At 67.0% G+C, this 16,721-nt stretch carries 15 protein-coding genes and 1 riboswitch; of the genes, 5 read left to right on the top strand and 10 right to left on the bottom strand.

Annotated features, from left to right (window positions below):
* Nucleotides 1-36: 36 nt before the first annotated feature.
* The 8 genes from AC3A6P_RS10120 to AC3A6P_RS10085 form a co-directional block, all read right to left on the bottom strand.
* On the bottom strand, nt 37-2,103 hold the full coding sequence (locus tag AC3A6P_RS10120) for a propionyl-CoA synthetase (protein ID WP_487691262.1): 2,067 nt from the start codon (nt 2,101-2,103) through the stop codon (nt 37-39).
* Entirely contained in the window at nt 2,066-3,307 is a 1,242-nt protein-coding gene (locus tag AC3A6P_RS10115) for a GAF domain-containing protein (protein WP_487691261.1), read from the bottom strand. Before AC3A6P_RS10115 ends, AC3A6P_RS10120 begins: the two co-directional genes overlap by 38 nt.
* Before the next feature lie 309 nt (nt 3,308-3,616).
* Nucleotides 3,617-4,039 (bottom strand): hypothetical protein, encoded by a 423-nt coding sequence (locus AC3A6P_RS10110; RefSeq protein ID WP_487691260.1) that lies wholly within the window; start codon nt 4,037-4,039, stop codon nt 3,617-3,619.
* Nucleotides 4,036-4,398, bottom strand: a complete 363-nt coding sequence (locus AC3A6P_RS10105) for a glycerol dehydratase reactivase beta/small subunit family protein (protein WP_487691258.1) — start codon at nt 4,396-4,398, stop codon at nt 4,036-4,038. Before AC3A6P_RS10105 ends, AC3A6P_RS10110 begins: the two co-directional genes overlap by 4 nt.
* Nucleotides 4,391-6,250 (bottom strand): diol dehydratase reactivase subunit alpha, encoded by a 1,860-nt coding sequence (locus tag AC3A6P_RS10100; protein WP_487691256.1) that lies wholly within the window; start codon nt 6,248-6,250, stop codon nt 4,391-4,393. The genes AC3A6P_RS10105 and AC3A6P_RS10100 overlap by 8 nt, the downstream gene beginning before the upstream one ends.
* A gap of 15 nt (nt 6,251-6,265) precedes the next feature.
* Entirely contained in the window at nt 6,266-6,862 is a 597-nt protein-coding gene (locus AC3A6P_RS10095) for a propanediol/glycerol family dehydratase medium subunit (protein WP_487691254.1), read from the bottom strand.
* Nucleotides 6,859-8,580 carry a propanediol/glycerol family dehydratase large subunit gene (locus tag AC3A6P_RS10090; protein ID WP_487691252.1) on the bottom strand — a complete coding sequence of 574 codons (1,722 nt, stop codon included), beginning with the start codon at nt 8,578-8,580 and terminating at the stop codon, nt 6,859-6,861. The genes AC3A6P_RS10095 and AC3A6P_RS10090 overlap by 4 nt, the downstream gene beginning before the upstream one ends.
* A 9-nt stretch (nt 8,581-8,589) precedes the next feature.
* On the bottom strand, nt 8,590-9,018 hold the full coding sequence (locus tag AC3A6P_RS10085; RefSeq protein WP_487691251.1) for a diol dehydratase small subunit: 429 nt from the start codon (nt 9,016-9,018) through the stop codon (nt 8,590-8,592).
* 283 nt (nt 9,019-9,301) lie between these two features.
* On the opposite strand from AC3A6P_RS10085, the gene AC3A6P_RS10080 reads away from it, so the two are divergent.
* The 3 genes from AC3A6P_RS10080 to cobA all read left to right on the top strand — a co-directional run bounded on the left by AC3A6P_RS10080 (nt 9,302) and on the right by cobA (nt 12,036).
* Nucleotides 9,302-10,048, top strand: coding sequence for a (2Fe-2S)-binding protein (locus AC3A6P_RS10080; protein WP_487691249.1), 747 nt, complete (start codon nt 9,302-9,304; stop codon nt 10,046-10,048).
* A 102-nt stretch (nt 10,049-10,150) separates the two neighbouring features.
* Nucleotides 10,151-10,924: a LuxR C-terminal-related transcriptional regulator gene (locus AC3A6P_RS10075; protein ID WP_487691247.1), complete on the top strand. Its 774-nt coding sequence runs from the start codon at nt 10,151-10,153 to the stop codon at nt 10,922-10,924.
* Nucleotides 10,921-12,036 carry a uroporphyrinogen-III C-methyltransferase gene (gene cobA, locus AC3A6P_RS10070; protein ID WP_487691245.1) on the top strand — a complete coding sequence of 372 codons (1,116 nt, stop codon included), beginning with the start codon at nt 10,921-10,923 and terminating at the stop codon, nt 12,034-12,036. Before AC3A6P_RS10075 ends, cobA begins: the two co-directional genes overlap by 4 nt.
* Nucleotides 12,037-12,147: 111 nt before the next feature.
* Here cobA and AC3A6P_RS10065 read toward each other — a convergent pair whose 3' ends face one another.
* On the bottom strand, nt 12,148-12,867 hold the full coding sequence (locus tag AC3A6P_RS10065) for an MIP/aquaporin family protein (protein WP_487691243.1): 720 nt from the start codon (nt 12,865-12,867) through the stop codon (nt 12,148-12,150).
* Nucleotides 12,868-13,181: 314 nt separating this feature from the next.
* Between AC3A6P_RS10065 and AC3A6P_RS10060 the strand changes: the two genes are divergently transcribed.
* Together AC3A6P_RS10060 and glpK are read left to right on the top strand one after the other, a co-directional pair.
* Nucleotides 13,182-13,580: a GlcG/HbpS family heme-binding protein gene (locus tag AC3A6P_RS10060; RefSeq protein WP_487691241.1), complete on the top strand. Its 399-nt coding sequence runs from the start codon at nt 13,182-13,184 to the stop codon at nt 13,578-13,580.
* A gap of 138 nt (nt 13,581-13,718) precedes the next feature.
* A complete protein-coding gene (gene glpK, locus AC3A6P_RS10055) occupies nt 13,719-15,254 on the top strand; it encodes a glycerol kinase GlpK (protein ID WP_487691239.1) in 1,536 nt (511 codons plus the stop codon).
* Nucleotides 15,255-15,282: 28 nt separating this feature from the next.
* Here the strand turns inward: glpK and cbiE are convergent, their stop codons facing one another.
* Complete coding sequence (gene cbiE / locus AC3A6P_RS10050) at nt 15,283-16,509, bottom strand: precorrin-6y C5,15-methyltransferase (decarboxylating) subunit CbiE (RefSeq protein ID WP_487691238.1); 1,227 nt, start codon at nt 16,507-16,509, stop codon at nt 15,283-15,285.
* 15 nt (nt 16,510-16,524) lie between these two features.
* A riboswitch (cobalamin riboswitch) is annotated at nt 16,525-16,702 on the top strand.
* Nucleotides 16,703-16,721: the final 19 nt, after the last annotated feature.

Below are 16,721 nucleotides of genomic sequence, written 5' to 3'. Positions count from 1 at the left end.
TGAAGTCAGTACTGCACCCGAAAGTGACTCAGGGCGTCAGTTCTCCAGCACCGGCCGCAACGCGTGCAACACGGCGGGGTCCTCGATGGTCGACGGCACCGCTTCGTCCACCCCGTGGGCGATGTTGCGCATCGCCTTCCGCAGGATCTTGCCGGAGCGGGTCTTCGGCAGCGCGGGCACCACATCGACCAATTTGAACGAGGCCACCGGCCCGATCTCGTCGCGTACGGTGGCGATCAGCGCCGCTTCCACGCCGTCGGCCTCGGCGTTGGCCTTGAGCACCACGAATCCGCGCGGCACCTGACCCTTGATCTCGTCGGCGACACCGATCACCGCGCATTCGGCCACCGCGGGATGCGAGGCCAGCACCGCCTCGATGGCGCCCGTCGAAAAGCGGTGTCCGGCAACGTTGATGACGTCGTCGGTGCGGCCCATCACGAACAGGTAGCCGTCCTCGTCGACATAACCACCGTCACCGCTGAGGTAGTAACCGGGGAAAGCGCTCAGGTACGACTTCTCATAACGGCTGTCATCACCCCACAGCGTCGCCAGGGTTCCCGGCGGCAGCGGCATCTTCAGGCACACCGACCCCTCCTCTCCTGGGCCGCAAGGCTTTCCGTACGGGTCGAGGACCTCGAGGTCATAACCCGGCATCGGCACCGTGGGTGAGCCGGCCTTGATCGGCAGCAGCTCCACCCCCGCAGGGTTTGCGGCAATGGGCCAGCCGGTTTCGGTCTGCCACCAGTGGTCGATCACCGGGATTCCCAGCTTTTCGGAAGCCCAGTGGTAGGTGTCGGGATCCAACCGCTCACCGGCCAGGAACAGGTACCGCAGGCCACTCAGGTCGTAGCGCTCCACATGGGCCGCGGTCGGGTCCTCCTTGCGGATCGCCCGGATGGCCGTCGGCGCCGTGAACAACACCTTGACGCCATGCTCGGCGATGACCCGCCAGAACGCACCGGGGTCGGGAGTGCCGACGGGCTTGCCCTCGTAAAGCACCGTCGTCGCACCGGCCAACAGCGGCGCGTACACGATGTAGGAATGGCCGACCACCCAACCCACATCCGAGGCGGCCCAAAAGACGTCTCCCGGCTCGATGTCGTAGATGTGGCGCATGGTCCACAGCAGGGCCACCGCGTGGCCACCGTTGTCGCGCACGATGCCCTTCGGCTTACCGGTGGTACCCGAGGTGTAGAGCACGTACAGCGGGTCGGTGGCGGCAACCGGCACCGGGTCGGCGGGCTCGGCGGACGCCATCGCCTCGTGCCAGTCCACGTCGCGTCCGGCGGTCAGGTCGGCCCGCAACTGGTCGCGCTGGACGATGACGGTATGGCGGGGCGGATGCGTCGACGCGGCCAGCGCGGCGTCGATCATCGGCTGATACGGCACCACGCGGCTGGGCTCGATACCGCACGACGCCGACACCAGTACCACCGGCTGGGCGTCGTCGATCCGGGTCGCCAGCTCGTGGGCGGCGAATCCCCCGAACACCACCGAGTGCACCGCGCCGATGCGGGCACACGCCAGCATCGCGATGACCGCCTCGGGGATCATCGGCATGTAGATCACCACCCGGTCACCCTTGGTGACACCGAGATTGCGCAGCACACCGGCGAAACGTGCTGTCTCGTCCAGCAGTTCGCGGTAGGTGTACCTACGCTGCGACCCCGTCACCGGTGATTCGTAGATCAGCGCGGACTGCTCGGCGCGCCCTCCGTTGACATGCCGGTCCAGCGCATTCACACACGTGTTGAGTTCGCCGTCGGGAAACCAGCGGTACAGCGGGGGGTGACTGTCATCGAGTACCTGCTGCGGGGCCCGGGTCCAGGTCACCTCGTCGGCGGCCCGCGCCCAGAAGGCGGCCGGCTCGTCGATGCTCGCGCGGTACAGCTCTTCGTAGCTCGTCATTCTGCGTTGTGCTCCATTCGTGCTCGTATCGCGCGGACCGTTGTGGCTGCGTTGCCGACGACGATCGAGGCGAGTAAATCGCAAAGCCGCCCCTATCGGAAATGCTTGAACCGCTTTCCCCGACTTTCGGATAGCTCTCCTGCTCTCAGCGAGCGGGCTAACCCAGGTCGAGGTCCAGTGCGACCAGGTGTCCACGGGCTTGGGCCCGGCTCACCGATCCCACTTCGGACATGTTGTGCAGTAGTTGCCAGCCGTCTCGGTCGTCGCGGCCCTCCGGCAGTTCCAGCCACCGGCGAAGCAGGATGACGTCGCGGGTGGCGACAACCGCGGTGCGCAGCGTCGTACTCAGTTCGGTGCGCAGCCGCGCGATGCCCGGCGAGAGGGAACGCGGCAACAGTGCGCCGGTGTAGTGGTCCAGCGCCGTGGACACATCGCCGGCCTGCACTGCGTCGAGCACCGCGGACAGATCACATTCGACGGGCTGCAGCAGCCGGTACGGCCGCGACCCGACCATTCCCGGCAACACCCGCCGCATCCGGGAGACCTCGGCTCGCACGGTGCCGACGTCGAGGTCCTTGTCGTCCAGCAGCAGCGCCAGGTGGTCAGCCCCGAGACCTTCGGGATGGTGTTTGAGCAGAACCAGGATATCGGCGTGCCGGGGCGCCAGCGGAACGGTCCTCACCTGGCCGTGCTCGTCGGTGACCTGCCAGCGTGGGCGGTCGACACCCAACACCTCGAACCGGGCGTCACCGATCGATGACACGTTCCGGACGGGTTCGACGAGTCGCAGCCACGCCAGGTGCTTCTCGACGGCCACTGCGGTGGCACGGACGAGTGCCAGGGTCTGCGGCGAGGCGGCATCGGGGCCGCCGGTCAGATCGATGGCTCCGAGTAGCGCACCTGTGGCGGGATCGTGCACCGGCGCGGCAGTGCAGCTCCATGGCTGCGCGATCCGCGAGAAGTGTTCCCAACTACGGATCTGCAGTTCGCTGTCCATCGCCAGGGCGGTGCCCGGGGCGTTGGTGCCGGCGCCCCGCTCACTCCAGTCGGCACCGGCGACGAAGTTCATGGCCCCCGCTTTACGACATGCGCGCGGGTCACCCTCGACCCACAGCAAGGTGCCGTCGGCCGCCGTCACTGCCACCACGACACCGGAATCCACCGCGTCGTCGACCAACAACCGTTGGATCACCGGCAACGCCGGCGCCAGGGGGCTGGCCGCACGCATCACCGCGATGTCGGATGTGGCCGGTGAGTCCGGCGCTGCGTCGTAATCGGGGTCGACTCCTGTGGCGAGGCTGCGACGCCAGCTCGCGGCGATCTCCGGACGTATCCGGGCCGCGTCCAGGCCGGACGGATCCATGTCCCCGGCGACGAAGCGTTCGTGAAGTGCGCGCACCTGTGCGACACTTCCGCGTCTAATCGTGCGGCTGCGCAATGACTTCGACACCTCCACCAGCGATCACGTTCCCCGCAGCGTCCGCCCGATGACCCGGGAAGTTCCACCCCGGACCTCGCCGCGACCGCCAGGATACCCAATCGGTCGCACCCTCGGACGATAACCCACGGCCGCCCAGCGTAACCCGAATCCCAGGCCCACCGGCTTGATTCCGTCCGCATCCGTGCGCCGGACACACGACAGCCACCCGGCACACAGGCCCGGGTGTGCGCCGCGTGGGAGAAAACCTCGATTGTCAGGGAACCCTGTTCACCTCCCGCCGTCCAGATTCGCCTCGGCCAGCTCGAGCATGCTGCGCCACAGATCTTTTCGCTCTGTTCGGGCCTGCTCCACCACCGCCGCGCGCCATCGTGCGATGAACGGCCCGAAGCGCCGGTTCTCGTCGATCAACTCGACCGTCTCGGCCACCAGGCAGGACGGCGCCGGTTCATCGGTACCCAGCGTCCGCCACAACCGCGCCGCCGTGCGCACCCGGCGCCGATGGTCGATCAGCGCCGACAACAGCCAGCGGATGGCCCGCCGTTCCTCGTCACCGATCCACGTCGCATCACCACAGCTGTTCAGGAATGCCTGTTGCACCTTGATCGACTGGTTGAGGTCGTCCAGGATCCGGGCTTCCTCGGCGTGCGCCGGCGCCCAGTGCACGGGGCGGGCCAGTGGCTGCACGCTCATGGAAGTCCTTCGGCGCGAAGGGGTACACCCACCACGATGCGCGCGGCGTTGTGACCGAGAATGCGGGCGGCGCCCGCTCCCGCCCCGGCCGGCGACATCAGCTCTGCCAGCGGTTCGGGAAGTTTGTCGTGGTGCACACACACCCGCCCTTCGGAGTCGATCCCCACTCCCACACTCAACGAGGACCGGTCTGCGGCATGACAGGCGAGCGCAATCGCGTCCTGACCGCCGCCCGGGCGTTCGACCACCGCCGGGACACCTTCTTCTTCGATCCCGGCCAGCACTTCGCTCTCGAGCTGTCCGCCGCCCTGGCTGAGCACCAGAATGGCAGGCTTCTCCGGCTGGCCACCCTCAAGCACGTGCACCCTCCCCCGCCGCGTGCGCCGCCACGAGACCGGAGGCCACCGCATTGCGAGGCCCTTCGGTGCCGCGCACATTACCGGTGCCACAGACGATTCCGAAGGCGGCCACCGCGTCGGCAATCATGTCCGGGATCTCGAAGTCCAGCGCACAACCGCCGAGCAGCACCACGAAACCGATCCGCCGCAGATCGCCGTCGGGCGCGATGCTCCGCAGCGCTCGCAGGGCGTTCACCACGAAGACCCGCTCCTTGGCGGTCCTACGGACAGCGCGGATCCGCTCCAGCGAGTGCCGCGTCGGGATGGGATTCATCCCGCCTTCGAACTCGCTGAGTGTCACCACCCTGGCGAAGGATGTTGCCGGCAGCGGCTTTTCGAAGAACAGCACGGTCCCGTTCTCGAGACGCACGTGGAAGAAGCTCTCCGCCTTGCCCAGCGGGCAGCGTTTGATCTCCTCGGCCAGTTCGAGGTTGTCCAGCCCGAGTTCGGCGTCGATCAGTTTGGTCACCAGGTCACCGGCGCCGGCCAGATGAGTGGCCTCGATGTGGCCGTCCTGGGAGATCACCGCGCCATCGGTGGAGCCACCGCCGAGATCGAGGACCACCAGGGGCTTGTCGGTGCCGGGTGTGGTCAGCGCGCCGAGCACCGCCATCTCGGCCTCGACGCCACCGACTTTCACCACCACCCGCTCGGCACCGGCGTGCCGCAGCTGCGCTGCCACCGCATCGGCCACGGCCTGCATGCCACTTTCCTTGGTCCGCACCATCGCCGCGAGCGCCACCGCGTTCTCCAGCGCCACCTCACCGGCGACGCCGCCTCTGACTTCCTGGGGCACCAGAGTGTCGATGGCCAGCAGATCCTGGATACGTACGTCGGCCAACTCGTGTCTGGACAGATCGGCCATGCTCTGCCGGACGTTGGCGATCATGCCGCCGGTGTTGGTTCCGGCTTCCCCCACGACATCCACCATCGGACCGACCCGGTCCACCTCGGCCATGATGTCGGCGGCACCGAGTGAGACGTCGACGGTTGCGCTGCGGTCCCGGCCGATCAGTTTCAGTGCTCCGGCGGGGATGGTGCGGTCTTCGACGTCCCCGGAAGGGGTGCGCACCACCACCGCCGAACGGTTACCGGTCAGTGCCCGAGCCACCGGCGAAACCACTTTCGTCTGTTCGGAATCCAGACCGAAGATGGTCGCCAGGCCGTAGGCGTTCGACAAGGTGCGAATGGACTGACCTGGACCCGCCACCTCGACGGCGGCCATCATTCCCCGGGGCACCGCATCGATGCGCGACACCTCGTCGATGATCGGGATCTTGACCGTGAGCCGGTTGGCCACCAGCACGGCATCGTCGTTGCCGAGGATCGCCCCGGTCACGTCGGCGCCACGCTCACAGGCCTGGTTGATCGCCGCGGCCACCGCGTCGAAATCGACACCTCTGGGCACCACCACGATCACCGGGGTCTGCGCCCCCGCATCGGCGAGCGACTCGAAGTCGACGATGACGCCCACTCCGAGTCCCCGTCCGCCCGGGGTGCGGGGATCGTGGCCGATCATCGTCGATTCGGTGATGATCGTCTCGGTGATGGTTTCCATTGCGAGCCCGCTGATCACCGGCGTCGCCTCGTTCAGGAGCACCAGATCGAGCTCGGCCAGCGCAATGCCCGCGTCTTCGAGTGCCCATGTCACCGATTTCGTGACACCGTCGACGTTCTTGACGGTGCCTTTGATCCCGGTGGTGCGCGTCAGCGCCGCACCGACGTACTCCACCTCACCCGAGGCGCCCACCGTGGCCAGACTGGCCTCGGTGGTGGAGTTGCCGATGTCGACGCCGACGACCGTTCGCTGCACCAAATCTCGCCCCGACTACCCGACCGCCGCCGTGGAGAACTCAGGTACCACCTCGACCGGGCGGGCGTTCTTGCGCACCAGTTCGGTCTCCTTGAGGTGCAGCAACGCGGCCTTGGCCTGCCACCGTGGACGTGCCATCTGGTCATTGAGAGTCGGGACCGGTTGCGGTGATTCGCCTTTGGCATACTGCGCGGCGTTGGAGCCGATGGACCGGTAGGTCTCCAGCGTCAGCAGCGGGCACTGCGGGAACAGCTCCAAGCTGGACAGCCGCGGCAGGTCGCGCTGGTGGATCATCGAGGTTCCGCGCGCCAGCAACCCGATTCCGATACCCGATCCCGACAGCTTGGCCGCGGTGTGTGCCATGTAGGCGAGGTCAGAACTGTTCTGCACGCGGATGCATCGCGCACCCACCTCCTGCTCCTCGATACCGGCGAGAATCTGACGGATCACATCCGCCAGCGGCACCCCGATGATCGTCTGGCTGAACAGGGATCCGAACCCCGGGGAGATCGCGATCACCACTTCGTCGGATCGTTTACCCCGTTCGGCGGGGCCGACTTCGGTGAACGAAATCGTTCGCTGATCGTCTTGCAGCTGGGCCGACACGGTCATTCCACCTCCACCTCGGGGTTCGACGCGCTCGTCACGTGGCGCAGCCGTTTCATCTCTTCCCAACGGGCGCCCGTCGGGCGGTAACCGGTACCGGGACCGTGGTAGTCGTTGGCGTCGTTGACCGCGGACAGCGGCACCAGCGAGGGGGTCATGATGGCCGAGGTCTGCAGCAGGTCACCCGAAATGCGTTGCCGCAGAACGTTGAGCAGGTTCTCAGCCATGTCGGTGAAGCCGGTGGCCTCCAGCGCCTTGACCAGATCCAGACCGGTGATATTGCGATCCATCACCGTCTGCGCGCCCTTGAGGTCCTCGAGCACATCGCGCGGCAGGAGTTCGCGGCTGCCGTTGGCGTACACCGCGGCATCGATCTCGGCGTCGGTGATGGGCGGCAGATCCAGGTAGCGGAAGACCGCCTGCAGCGCCTTACCCGCCTTCGTACGCGCCGCCAGGATCTCGGACTCCTTGACGTGCCGCAACCCGCCGTCGATCTGCAGGTCGCGCTGGATGGTGTTGAAGTCGTCGAAATCGTCGCTGTCGACGTTGGAGCCGGCGAACATGTTGTCGTAGTTGGGCGTTGCGGAGTAACCCGAGCACACGAAGTCGGTGCCCGGCATCATCTGCGGCATCAACCGTGCGGTCCGGCGCATCGCTGAGTGCGAGAACGACTGGTCGTTACCCGAGGCGCACTCCAGATCGACAGCCGAGGCGATGAGGTTCTCGGCGGCCACCGCCCGGATACCGGCAGGCACCGCACCCGGTACGCCGATGCACGAGATCGAGCCGTTCTGCAGGCCCTGGACGCCGGCACCCTTGGCCACCAGGATGCAGCGAATCTCCAGGTACAGCATGGACTTTCCTTGTGCATTGCCCATCTGCACCTCGGATCCGGTACCCGAGGTGAAGCGCATCTTGATACCGCGCGAGGCGTACGCCGCGGCCAGGAAGGACTTCGACCACGGGGTGTCGTCCCCGTCGACGAACACCGGTTCGGTGCCGTAGACCGAGATGGTCTCGGCATACCCGGTGATGCCACGCATACCGAGATCCAGTTCGGTGGCCTCCTCCAGCGCGCACTGGGTCAGCGGTCCGCCGACTTTGACCTGGCTACCGATCTGCAGGGCCATCGCCACCAGCGGTGCGTAGCGCACCACACCCAAAGTGGTTTCCACTTCCGAGAATCCGCGCAGTGCCGCCTCGGCCGCCTCGCATGCGACCTGCAGCGGATTGTCCCTGGCGCTGGTGCAGTGCGCCTGATTGGCCGGGGTCCGTCGGGCACGCATCTTCTGCATCCCCATCATGATCTCGACGATGTTCAGATTCTTGGCCACTGCCAACAGTTTCGCCGGGGTCAGACCGTTGGTGACGGCGATGACCTCCTTGCGGGTCACCCCCGGATCCACCAGCATCCGCGCGATCTCCTCCGCGGGGATCGCCATGGACTGTTCGGTGGTCTCGACGTCGAGCGCCCGATCGGCGATGAACTGGTCGATGAAATCGAAGTCCGCGCGTGCGACACCGTCCATCTCGACGATGACGCCGTTCTCCACCCGGACACTGGGCTGGGGATCGAACTCGCTGTCCATGGCGACCATGCCCACTTCGGGCCATTCCTCGACGAAACCGTCGAGGTTGACCGGGCGGTCCTCCAGCGCGCGCGTCCGGGCGGACTGCCGGGCGCCGTTCACGGCGCCCGGGGTGTGTACTGCTTCGGCGGTCACAAATGACTCCTATTCGCTCGTCGCCAGAATGTCGCGGCGCTCGTAAACCGCGGCCGCTTCCCGCACCAGTTCCGCCAGGAAGGTGGCGTTGTATTGGGTCTGCAATTCCTCGGCAATTGCGTCGAGTTCGGCCTTGGTCGATGCATTGGGCCGCAATGCGTTGTAGATCTCGAGAACCCGCTCGTCACTGATGGCGGTCATTTCCGCAGCGCGCCGCAAATTCGCGCCCAGCTGCTTTCTGCCGTCCTTTTCCGCGATCTGCGCCTGCAGGCGCAGCGTGTCCGGCGTGATACGCAGATCGGTCGCCTGGACATCACCCGAGACCACAGCCGCCATGGTGATGTCGTCGATTGATTTACCGGTGGGCGTAGAAAGCAGATCCCTTCGGTTGACACTCAACGGATAGTCCACCGCGGGATCGAGGTTCGGTTGCGTCATGCACAGCTCCAGAGGTGAGGGGCGACTGGGTCACCCGACGTCGGCGTAACGGGACACGTCGTCACGCGCGGCACAATTGTGGCTCGCGTCACGTTGCAGTAACGTTGCAGCTCGCGCCACTACCCGAAAGGGCAGTTCAGAGCCCACGACGCGCGCCTGATCGGCCAGGGTGCGCCCCGTCTGCGGCAATGCGGGCAACGACGCCACGAACCCGCCCGTCGTTCGGAGAGGAACGCGGGAAGCCGCCCGCACGGGCCCCACGATCGCGTTAGCGTGGCCCATCATGGACGCTTCCGATGCCCGCCCGAACCGTCGGCTCACACCCGTGGAGGCTGCCGAAATTCGGGCCCTTTTGGCCGGCCTCGGCGGATACTTCACCGCGTTGTCGGAATTCGATGTGCAAGGTCAACACCTGACCCACCTCTTCGAGCCCCCGACACTTTCCGGATTTGTCGATCGCATGCGCACGGCGATGGCCGAATCGATGCGTTGTGACGTCGGGGACATTCCGCCGCGAGTGGCGGCATCGTCATTTCATCTGGGCGTCGCCGCGCGGCTGCTCTCACCGGCTGTGGCTGCCGCCGTCATTGCCGGCGCGGTGCCGGAATTGTCCGCCGACTCCCTGGTCTGGCAGGACACCGGGCACCATTTCCCGCGATTCGGGCTCACCGGCGCGGAATGGGTGCAGGCGCGCACTGCGGTGGAAGCGGCCCAGGCGATCGCCTGTTCCGTGGTACCGGATGTTCTCGACCCCCTGGACCAGGCGTTGAGGGCGACGACGGGGTTGTCGCCCACGGTGATGTCCGGGAACGTGGTGTCGGCCGCCAACGGCGCCGTGACCGTGCTGGCGATGTCGCGGCCGCACGATGAGGGTCGGGGCCGTGCGCTGATCCGGGCACTGCTGGACACCGAAGCACTGGCCGGCACCGCCGGCTTCGAGCCGGGCCGGTTCATCCGGCGCAGTTGCTGCCTGTTCTATCTGGCTCCCGCCGGCGGGCTCTGCGGGGACTGCGTGCTGGCAGTGTCGTGAGTCGCACGAGTTGAGGTCGATCGATCTGCCCACATTGCAACGTGACTGCAACGCACGCCTCATTAGCATTCGCCCCGCTAACTCGCCAGGACGGAGTCGATCATGGGTTGGTCACAGACGCGGTGTGCGCCGATCGGTCCTGCCCCGCAACGCCCCGAAACCGCCCGAACCGCCGAAACCCCGCTCCTGCAGCGGACTTTCGCGGCGCCGCGGAAGCTGCGCACGGTCTTCGTGATGGATGACGAGCTGCTGCGGCACGGACTCGTTCACCTCGTGTCGCAGGTCGGCGTTGTCCAGCTGGTCGGCGAGCTGCGGCACGGTAGCGGCCTGGCCGAGCGCTTGGGTGCCGTGCAACCAGACCTGCTCGTCGTCGGGACAGACCGCAGCCAGGCTCTTGCTCCGTTGCTGGCCGAACTGGATCCGCGGCCCAAGGTGATCGCGGTGATGGATGACGGCTGCGCATCCACTCAGGCGGTCGAGCTGATCCAAGCCGGTGCCGACGCCCTGGTGCATCGCCGTTCACCGTCCACCGAGCTGCTGCGCGCCGTGCACAAGGTCATCGAAGGGCAGACCGCGCTGGACGCTTTCAGCGCCGAAGCGCTGATCGCGCAACTCCGGTCGACCGCGGCCGACACCGAGATCGACGAGTCGCGGATGCTGACCCGGCGGGAACGCGAAGTGCTGCTGCTGCTCATCGAGGGACTCGACAACCGGACCATCGCCACCCGGCTGTTCATCGCCGAAGCGACGGTGAAATTCCATCTGCACAACATCATGGACAAGTTCGGCGTCCACCGGCGCGCCGCGCTGATCTCCGCGGCTCTGCGGGGCAACACCGGAATTCCCGGCGACTACCCGGTGACGGTGGCCCGATGAGCGGGGCGATCTCGGTGGAGCTACCGGTCGCGGGTCGCGCCGTCCTGGTGGCGGGATCCTCGGCCCGGGCCATGACCACCACCGGTGCGCTGGTGCGCGCGGGCGCCATCGTGACGGTGGTGTCACCCGCACCGACGCCCTATCTGTCGGATCTGGCCGCCAGGAACCTCGTGGCACTGCATCGACGTGAGCTCTCGGGATCCGATATCGACTCGGTGGCAGTGGTTTTCGCGTGCACCGAGGTGGAGCACCTCGACCGCTGGATCGCCGAGCAGGCGCGCCGACGCGGGGTGTTCTGCATCGGACCCGTCGAGAAGCAACGTGCTGGGCGCCGGGACCGCCGTCCCGCCGGGAGAGTGATCCTGGTGGGCGGCGGTCCCGGAGACCCGCGCCTGCTCACCATCGCCGGGCGGGACGCGCTCGCCGGCGCTGACGTCATCGTCACCGACCGGCTCGCCCCGGTGAGCGTGCTGGCCGAGCTCGCACCCCACGCCGTCATCATCGATGCGTCCAAGATTCCCGGCGGGCGCCGGGTGGAGCAGAGCGACATCAACTCGTTGCTGATCCGGCACGCGCTCGACGGCAAGACCGTCGTCCGCCTCAAGGGCGGCGACGGATTCGTCTTCGGCCGCGGCGGTGAAGAGGTCGACGAATGTGTGCGCGCAGGCGTGGCCGTCGACGTCATCCCCGGTGTGAGCTCCTCGATCGCCGCCCCGGCGTCGGCGATGATCCCGGCCACCCATCGCGGCCTCACCCAGGGCTTCACGGTGATCTCCGGCCACGTGCCGCCTGAACATCCCGAGTCGACAATCGATTACGCGGCGCTGGCGCAGACGAACACCACCATCATCCTGATGATGGCCGTGGCGAACCTCGACGCCATCACCCGGGCTCTGATCGAGGGCGGGCTGGACCGCGCCACCCCGGCCGCGGTGATCGCCGACGGCAGCCTGCCGAGCCAGCGCGAGGTCCGGGCCCGACTCGACACCATCGCCGATGCGGCCCGCACCGCGGGCATCGGTCCCCCGGCCACCACGGTGATCGGTGCGGTGGCCGGCTTCGTCCCGGGACATGCCGTGCGGCACTCCCGGGTGAGCCTCAACGCCGGCTGAAACCGGTGCAGCTGCGCTGCTTTCAGTCACCCGGCACCCGGCACCCGCGAAACAGCGCCGAGGGCGATGATGCCCTCGGCGCTGTCATGTCGGAGATCAACGGCCATGGTGCTACGCGACGACGGGCAGGACCGCCGCCAATCCGGCGGCCAGTGCCGCACCGGCGAGCGGCCCCACCACCGGAACCCACGAATATCCCCAGTCCGGCCCGGCCTTGTCCCTGATCGGCAGCAACCAGTACGCGATGCGTGGTCCGAGGTCGCGAGCGGGGTTCACCGCGTAGCCCGTGGGACCGCCCAGCGCGAAGCCGATGGTGATGATCACGAACGTCACGCCCGCATAACCCAGGGCCTCGTTGACACTCGGATTCGTCAGGATCCAGATGATCAGCACAAATGTGGCGATGATCTCGGTCACCAGGTTCCAGCGGAAGTCACGCACAGTTGGTGAGGTGCAGAAGATCCCGCGGGTACCCGAATTGTCGCCGTTGTTGTCGAACTGCAGCTTGAACGCCGCCCAGGCAAGCGAGGAACCCGTGATGCCGCCCAATACCTGGGCCGCCCAGTACACCGGAACCGTCGCCCAGGGCACTCCTCCGGACAGGGCGACCGCCAGTGTCACCGCCGGATTGATATGCGCTCCCGAAGGGGCCGCGATACTGGCACCGGCGAACACACCGAAGCCCCAGCCGAGCACGATGATCAGCCAGTCCCCGCCGCCACCATGCGAATACGAGTTCTTCAGGACCACCGCGGACACCGAACCGCTGCCGAGCAGGCACAGTATCGTCGTGCCGAGAAACTCCCAGATGAAGATGTCGAAATTCGACACTGACGCAACCTCTCTCGCGGCCGAATGATGAGCTCTCGTTCGGATGGATCACCGAACGTGCGTCGCAAGTCTGTGGGTGATACGCGTCACCGCAGCCGTGTTCTGGCGAGGTCCCGCCCACTTACTGGCCGGATGAGCGGCAAATACTGATCAAGAGGTGTGCTTTTGGATAGGCTCTGCGACCGGCCGAGCCCGAAACGGGGAGAAACCATCGTCTCTGCCGACGGTGCGCACTATCATCGACGACACCGCTTGTGTATTCAGTTCGCAACATCCAAACACGTTGCAGCACCATTTCTTCGAAAGGCTAGGCAATGACCGCCATTACCCTGTCCGCCGCCCAGGCCGTGCTGGAGGCCGCGACCGCGAAGGCGAACGAGATCGGCCAGCCGATGAACATCGCGGTGGTCGACGACGGTGGTCATCTGGTGGCGTTCGTTCGCATGGACGGGGCCATCAAGGCCAGCATCGACATCTCCATCCGCAAGGCCCGCACCTCGATCCTGATGAACGCACCCACCAGCGCGCTCATGCCGCTGTGCCAGCCGGGTGCCGAACTCTACGGGCTGGAGCAGACCTCGGGTGGCATGGTGATCTTCGGTGGCGGTGTGCTGCTCACCGACAATGACGTGGTGATCGGGGCCGTCGGCGTCAGCGCAGGCAGCGTCGAGCAGGACGTGTCGGTGGCCGAGGCCGGCGCCCAAGCCATCTGAGTCACTGCTGCGCTCCTGGAGTTGATCGTCAATACGGTTCTGCCTGAGAGAAATTGGATGCCGCGGCAGTGGAAACCGCGGACAGGGATCGGACTGCGCCGGTAACGTGCGAGGCTTGACGGTGCTCGGTTGTGATTGATGCGGGAAAGGAGCGTTATGTCAGAGTTCGTCATCTCGGTCGATCAGGGCACCACGAGCACGCGGGCCATGGTCTTCGACCACAGCGGCGCCGAGATCGGTCGCCATCAGCTCGAGCACGAGCAGATCCTGCCGCAGGCGGGCTGGGTCGAGCACAACCCCGTCGAGATCTGGGAACGCACCTCCTCGGTGCTCACCACCGTGCTCAACAAGACCAACCTGCAGGCAGGTGACCTGGCGGCATTGGGTATCACCAACCAACGCGAGACCGCGCTGGTGTGGGACCGCAAAACCGGCAGACCCTACTACAACGCGATCGTCTGGCAGGACACGCGCACCGACCGGATCGCCTCGGCGCTGGATCGCGACGGGCGCGGTGACGTGATCCGCCGCAAAGCCGGGCTGCCGCCGGCGACCTACTTCTCCGGCGGCAAGGTGCAGTGGATCCTCGAGAACGTCGACGGTGTGCGTGAGGCCGCCGAACGCGGGGACGCGATCTTCGGCACCAGCGACAGCTGGGTGGTGTGGAACCTGACCGGCGGCATCCGCGGCGGGGTGCACGTCACCGATGTCACCAACGCCAGCCGCACCATGCTGATGAACCTCGAGACACTGGACTGGGACGAGGAACTGTTGTCGTTCTTCGGGATTCCGCGTCAGATGCTGCCCCGCATCGTGCCGTCGTCGTCCCCGCAACCTTATGGCCACACCCTGGAAACCGGCCCGGTGGGCGGCGAGGTGGCCGTCACTGGAATTCTCGGGGATCAGCAGGCGGCCATGGTGGGCCAGGTCTGCCTGGCACCCGGCGAGGCCAAGAACACCTATGGCACCGGTAATTTCCTGCTGCTGAACACCGGCGAGAAGATCGTCCGCTCCGAGAACGGGCTGCTGACCACCGTGTGTTATCAGTTCGGCGATGCGAAACCTGTTTATGCACTGGAGGGTTCCATCGCCGTCACGGGCTCGGCGGTGCAGTGGTTGCGCGACCAGCTCGGCATCATCAGCGGCGCCGCGCAGAGTGAGGCACTGGCGCGTCAGGTCGACGACAACGGCGGGGTGTACTTTGTGCCCGCCTTCTCCGGATTGTTTGCGCCGTACTGGCGTTCGGACGCCCGCGGGGCCATTGTGGGACTGTCTCGGTTCAACACCAACGCACACGTCGCCCGGGCCACGCTGGAGGCCATCTGCTACCAGAGCCGTGACGTGGTGGACGCCATGGAAGCCGATTCCGGTGTGCACCTCGAGGTCTTGAAGGTCGACGGCGGCATCACCGCCAACGATCTGTGCATGCAGATCCAGTCCGATGTCCTGGGCGTTAATGTGGTGAAACCCGTTGTCGCGGAGACCACTGCGTTGGGGGCGGCCTACGCCGCGGGCCTGGCCACCGGTTTCTGGGCGAACCCCGACGATCTGCGGGCCAACTGGCAGGAGGGCAAGCGCTGGTCCCCGACGTGGAGTGAGGAGCAGCGGTCCGCCGGCTACGCCGGCTGGCAGAAAGCCGTCCAGCGCACGCTGGATTGGGTCGACGTCGAGTGATTTGGGCGCGTTCGTAACCGCTGAGCGGTTACGAACGCGCCGAAATCGCAGGTTTGACGAGTGCCCACTGGGTGACGGCGCGCGCCGGCGTCCACCCGGTGAACGTCCCCACCGGAGCGGCGCGTTCTATGTGGATGCGGGTCAGTTCACCGCCGTGCTCGCGGTAGGCCTCACCGAGCAACACCTCGGTCTCTACGGTGACGCCGTGCACCACCAGCCGGCCTCCTGGCCGCAGCCGCGTCAGGCATTCGGTCAGCACTCCGGCCCGGGTGGCGCCGCCGCCGATGAAAACCGCGTCCGGGGCCGGCAGCTCCGCCAACGCCGCGGGTGCGCGGCCGTTGACCACCCGCAGTGCGGGCACACCGAGCGCGTTGGCATTGCGGGTGATCCGCTCGGCCCGGGCCGGGTCCGCTTCCACCGCCACGGTCGCACACGTCGGGTGGGCGCGCATCCACTCGATGCCCACCGACCCCGCTCCCGCGCCGACATCCCAGAGCATCTGACCGGGCACCGGCATCAGCCGGGCCAGTGCGGCCGCCCGCAGATCACGTTTGGTGAGTTGCCCGTCGTTCTCGAAAGCATCGTCGGGAAGCCCTGGCGCCCAACCGGTCTGGAGAGGACCGGACAGTTCCAGTGCGACGATGTTGAGACGCGACACCGCACCGGAGAAACCCTCGACCGTGGTGTCCACCCGGGTCTCGGCGTTGCTGCCCAAGTCACCCAGCACCACCATCCGGCTCGCGCCGTAGCCCAGCGTGGCCAGCAACGCCGCCAGCTCGCCCGGGGTGTCCTGGTCCGAGGACAGCACCACCAGGCGACGGCCCGGCGCCACCTCACGCAGCACGGCGTGCACATCGCGGCCCACCACGCTGACCACCGCGGTGGACTCCGCCGACCAGCCGAGGCGGGCCCGGGCCAGCGCGGGCGAGGACACATGGGGCACCACGGTCACCTGGTCGGCGCCGAGCACGTCCACCAGCGTGGTGCCGATCCCGCTGACCATGGGGTCACCGGAGGCCAGCGCCACGACGCGGCGCCCGGCCAGGGTGTTCAGCAGCGCGGGCAGCGCGGCTCGCAACGGGCTCGGCCACGTCAGACGCTGCTGACCGGCGTCCTCGGGAAGCAGGCCCAGTTGCCGCGGTGCGCCGATGACGGTCTCGGCGTCGGTGATCAGCGACCTGGCGTTATCCCCGAGCCCGGCCCAGCCGTCGGCCCCGATACCCACCACAGTGAGACGCACGTCAGCGACCGGCACGGCGGCGATGCTAGCGTGACAGGTGCGAGGTGCCCCAGGTGCCCCCGCGTCGGAAACGGAGCGGACGGTGGCTGGGGAGAATCTGGGAAGCACGGTGAGAATCCGGCACAGGCCCGCTGCGGTGATCCGAACCCGCCCTGGCTAGGGACGAGATTCGGTCAGTCCGAAGACCGGCCTCGCACACCGTCATTCTCGGTTCGCGATCATGAGCG

Source organism: Mycobacterium sp. Soil_C_30 (assembly GCF_057656995.1).
This window is presented reverse-complemented; position numbering and strand designations above follow the sequence as displayed.

Bases quoted from the DNA above. Each gene is read 5' to 3' on its own strand.
- cobA (WP_487691245.1), top strand. From the start codon at position 10,921: ATGAGCGGGGCGATCTCGGTGGAGCTACCGGTCGCGGGTCGCGCCGTC.
- AC3A6P_RS10080 (WP_487691249.1), top strand. From the start codon at position 9,302: ATGGACGCTTCCGATGCCCGCCCGAACCGTCGGCTCACACCCGTGGAG.
- glpK (WP_487691239.1), top strand. From the start codon at position 13,719: ATGCGGGAAAGGAGCGTTATGTCAGAGTTCGTCATCTCGGTCGATCAG.
- AC3A6P_RS10095 (WP_487691254.1), bottom strand. From the start codon at position 6,862: ATGACCGTGTCGGCCCAGCTGCAAGACGATCAGCGAACGATTTCGTTC.
- AC3A6P_RS10110 (WP_487691260.1), bottom strand. From the start codon at position 4,039: ATGAGCGTGCAGCCACTGGCCCGCCCCGTGCACTGGGCGCCGGCGCAC.
- AC3A6P_RS10085 (WP_487691251.1), bottom strand. From the start codon at position 9,018: ATGACGCAACCGAACCTCGATCCCGCGGTGGACTATCCGTTGAGTGTC.
- AC3A6P_RS10060 (WP_487691241.1), top strand. From the start codon at position 13,182: ATGACCGCCATTACCCTGTCCGCCGCCCAGGCCGTGCTGGAGGCCGCG.
- AC3A6P_RS10075 (WP_487691247.1), top strand. From the start codon at position 10,151: ATGGGTTGGTCACAGACGCGGTGTGCGCCGATCGGTCCTGCCCCGCAA.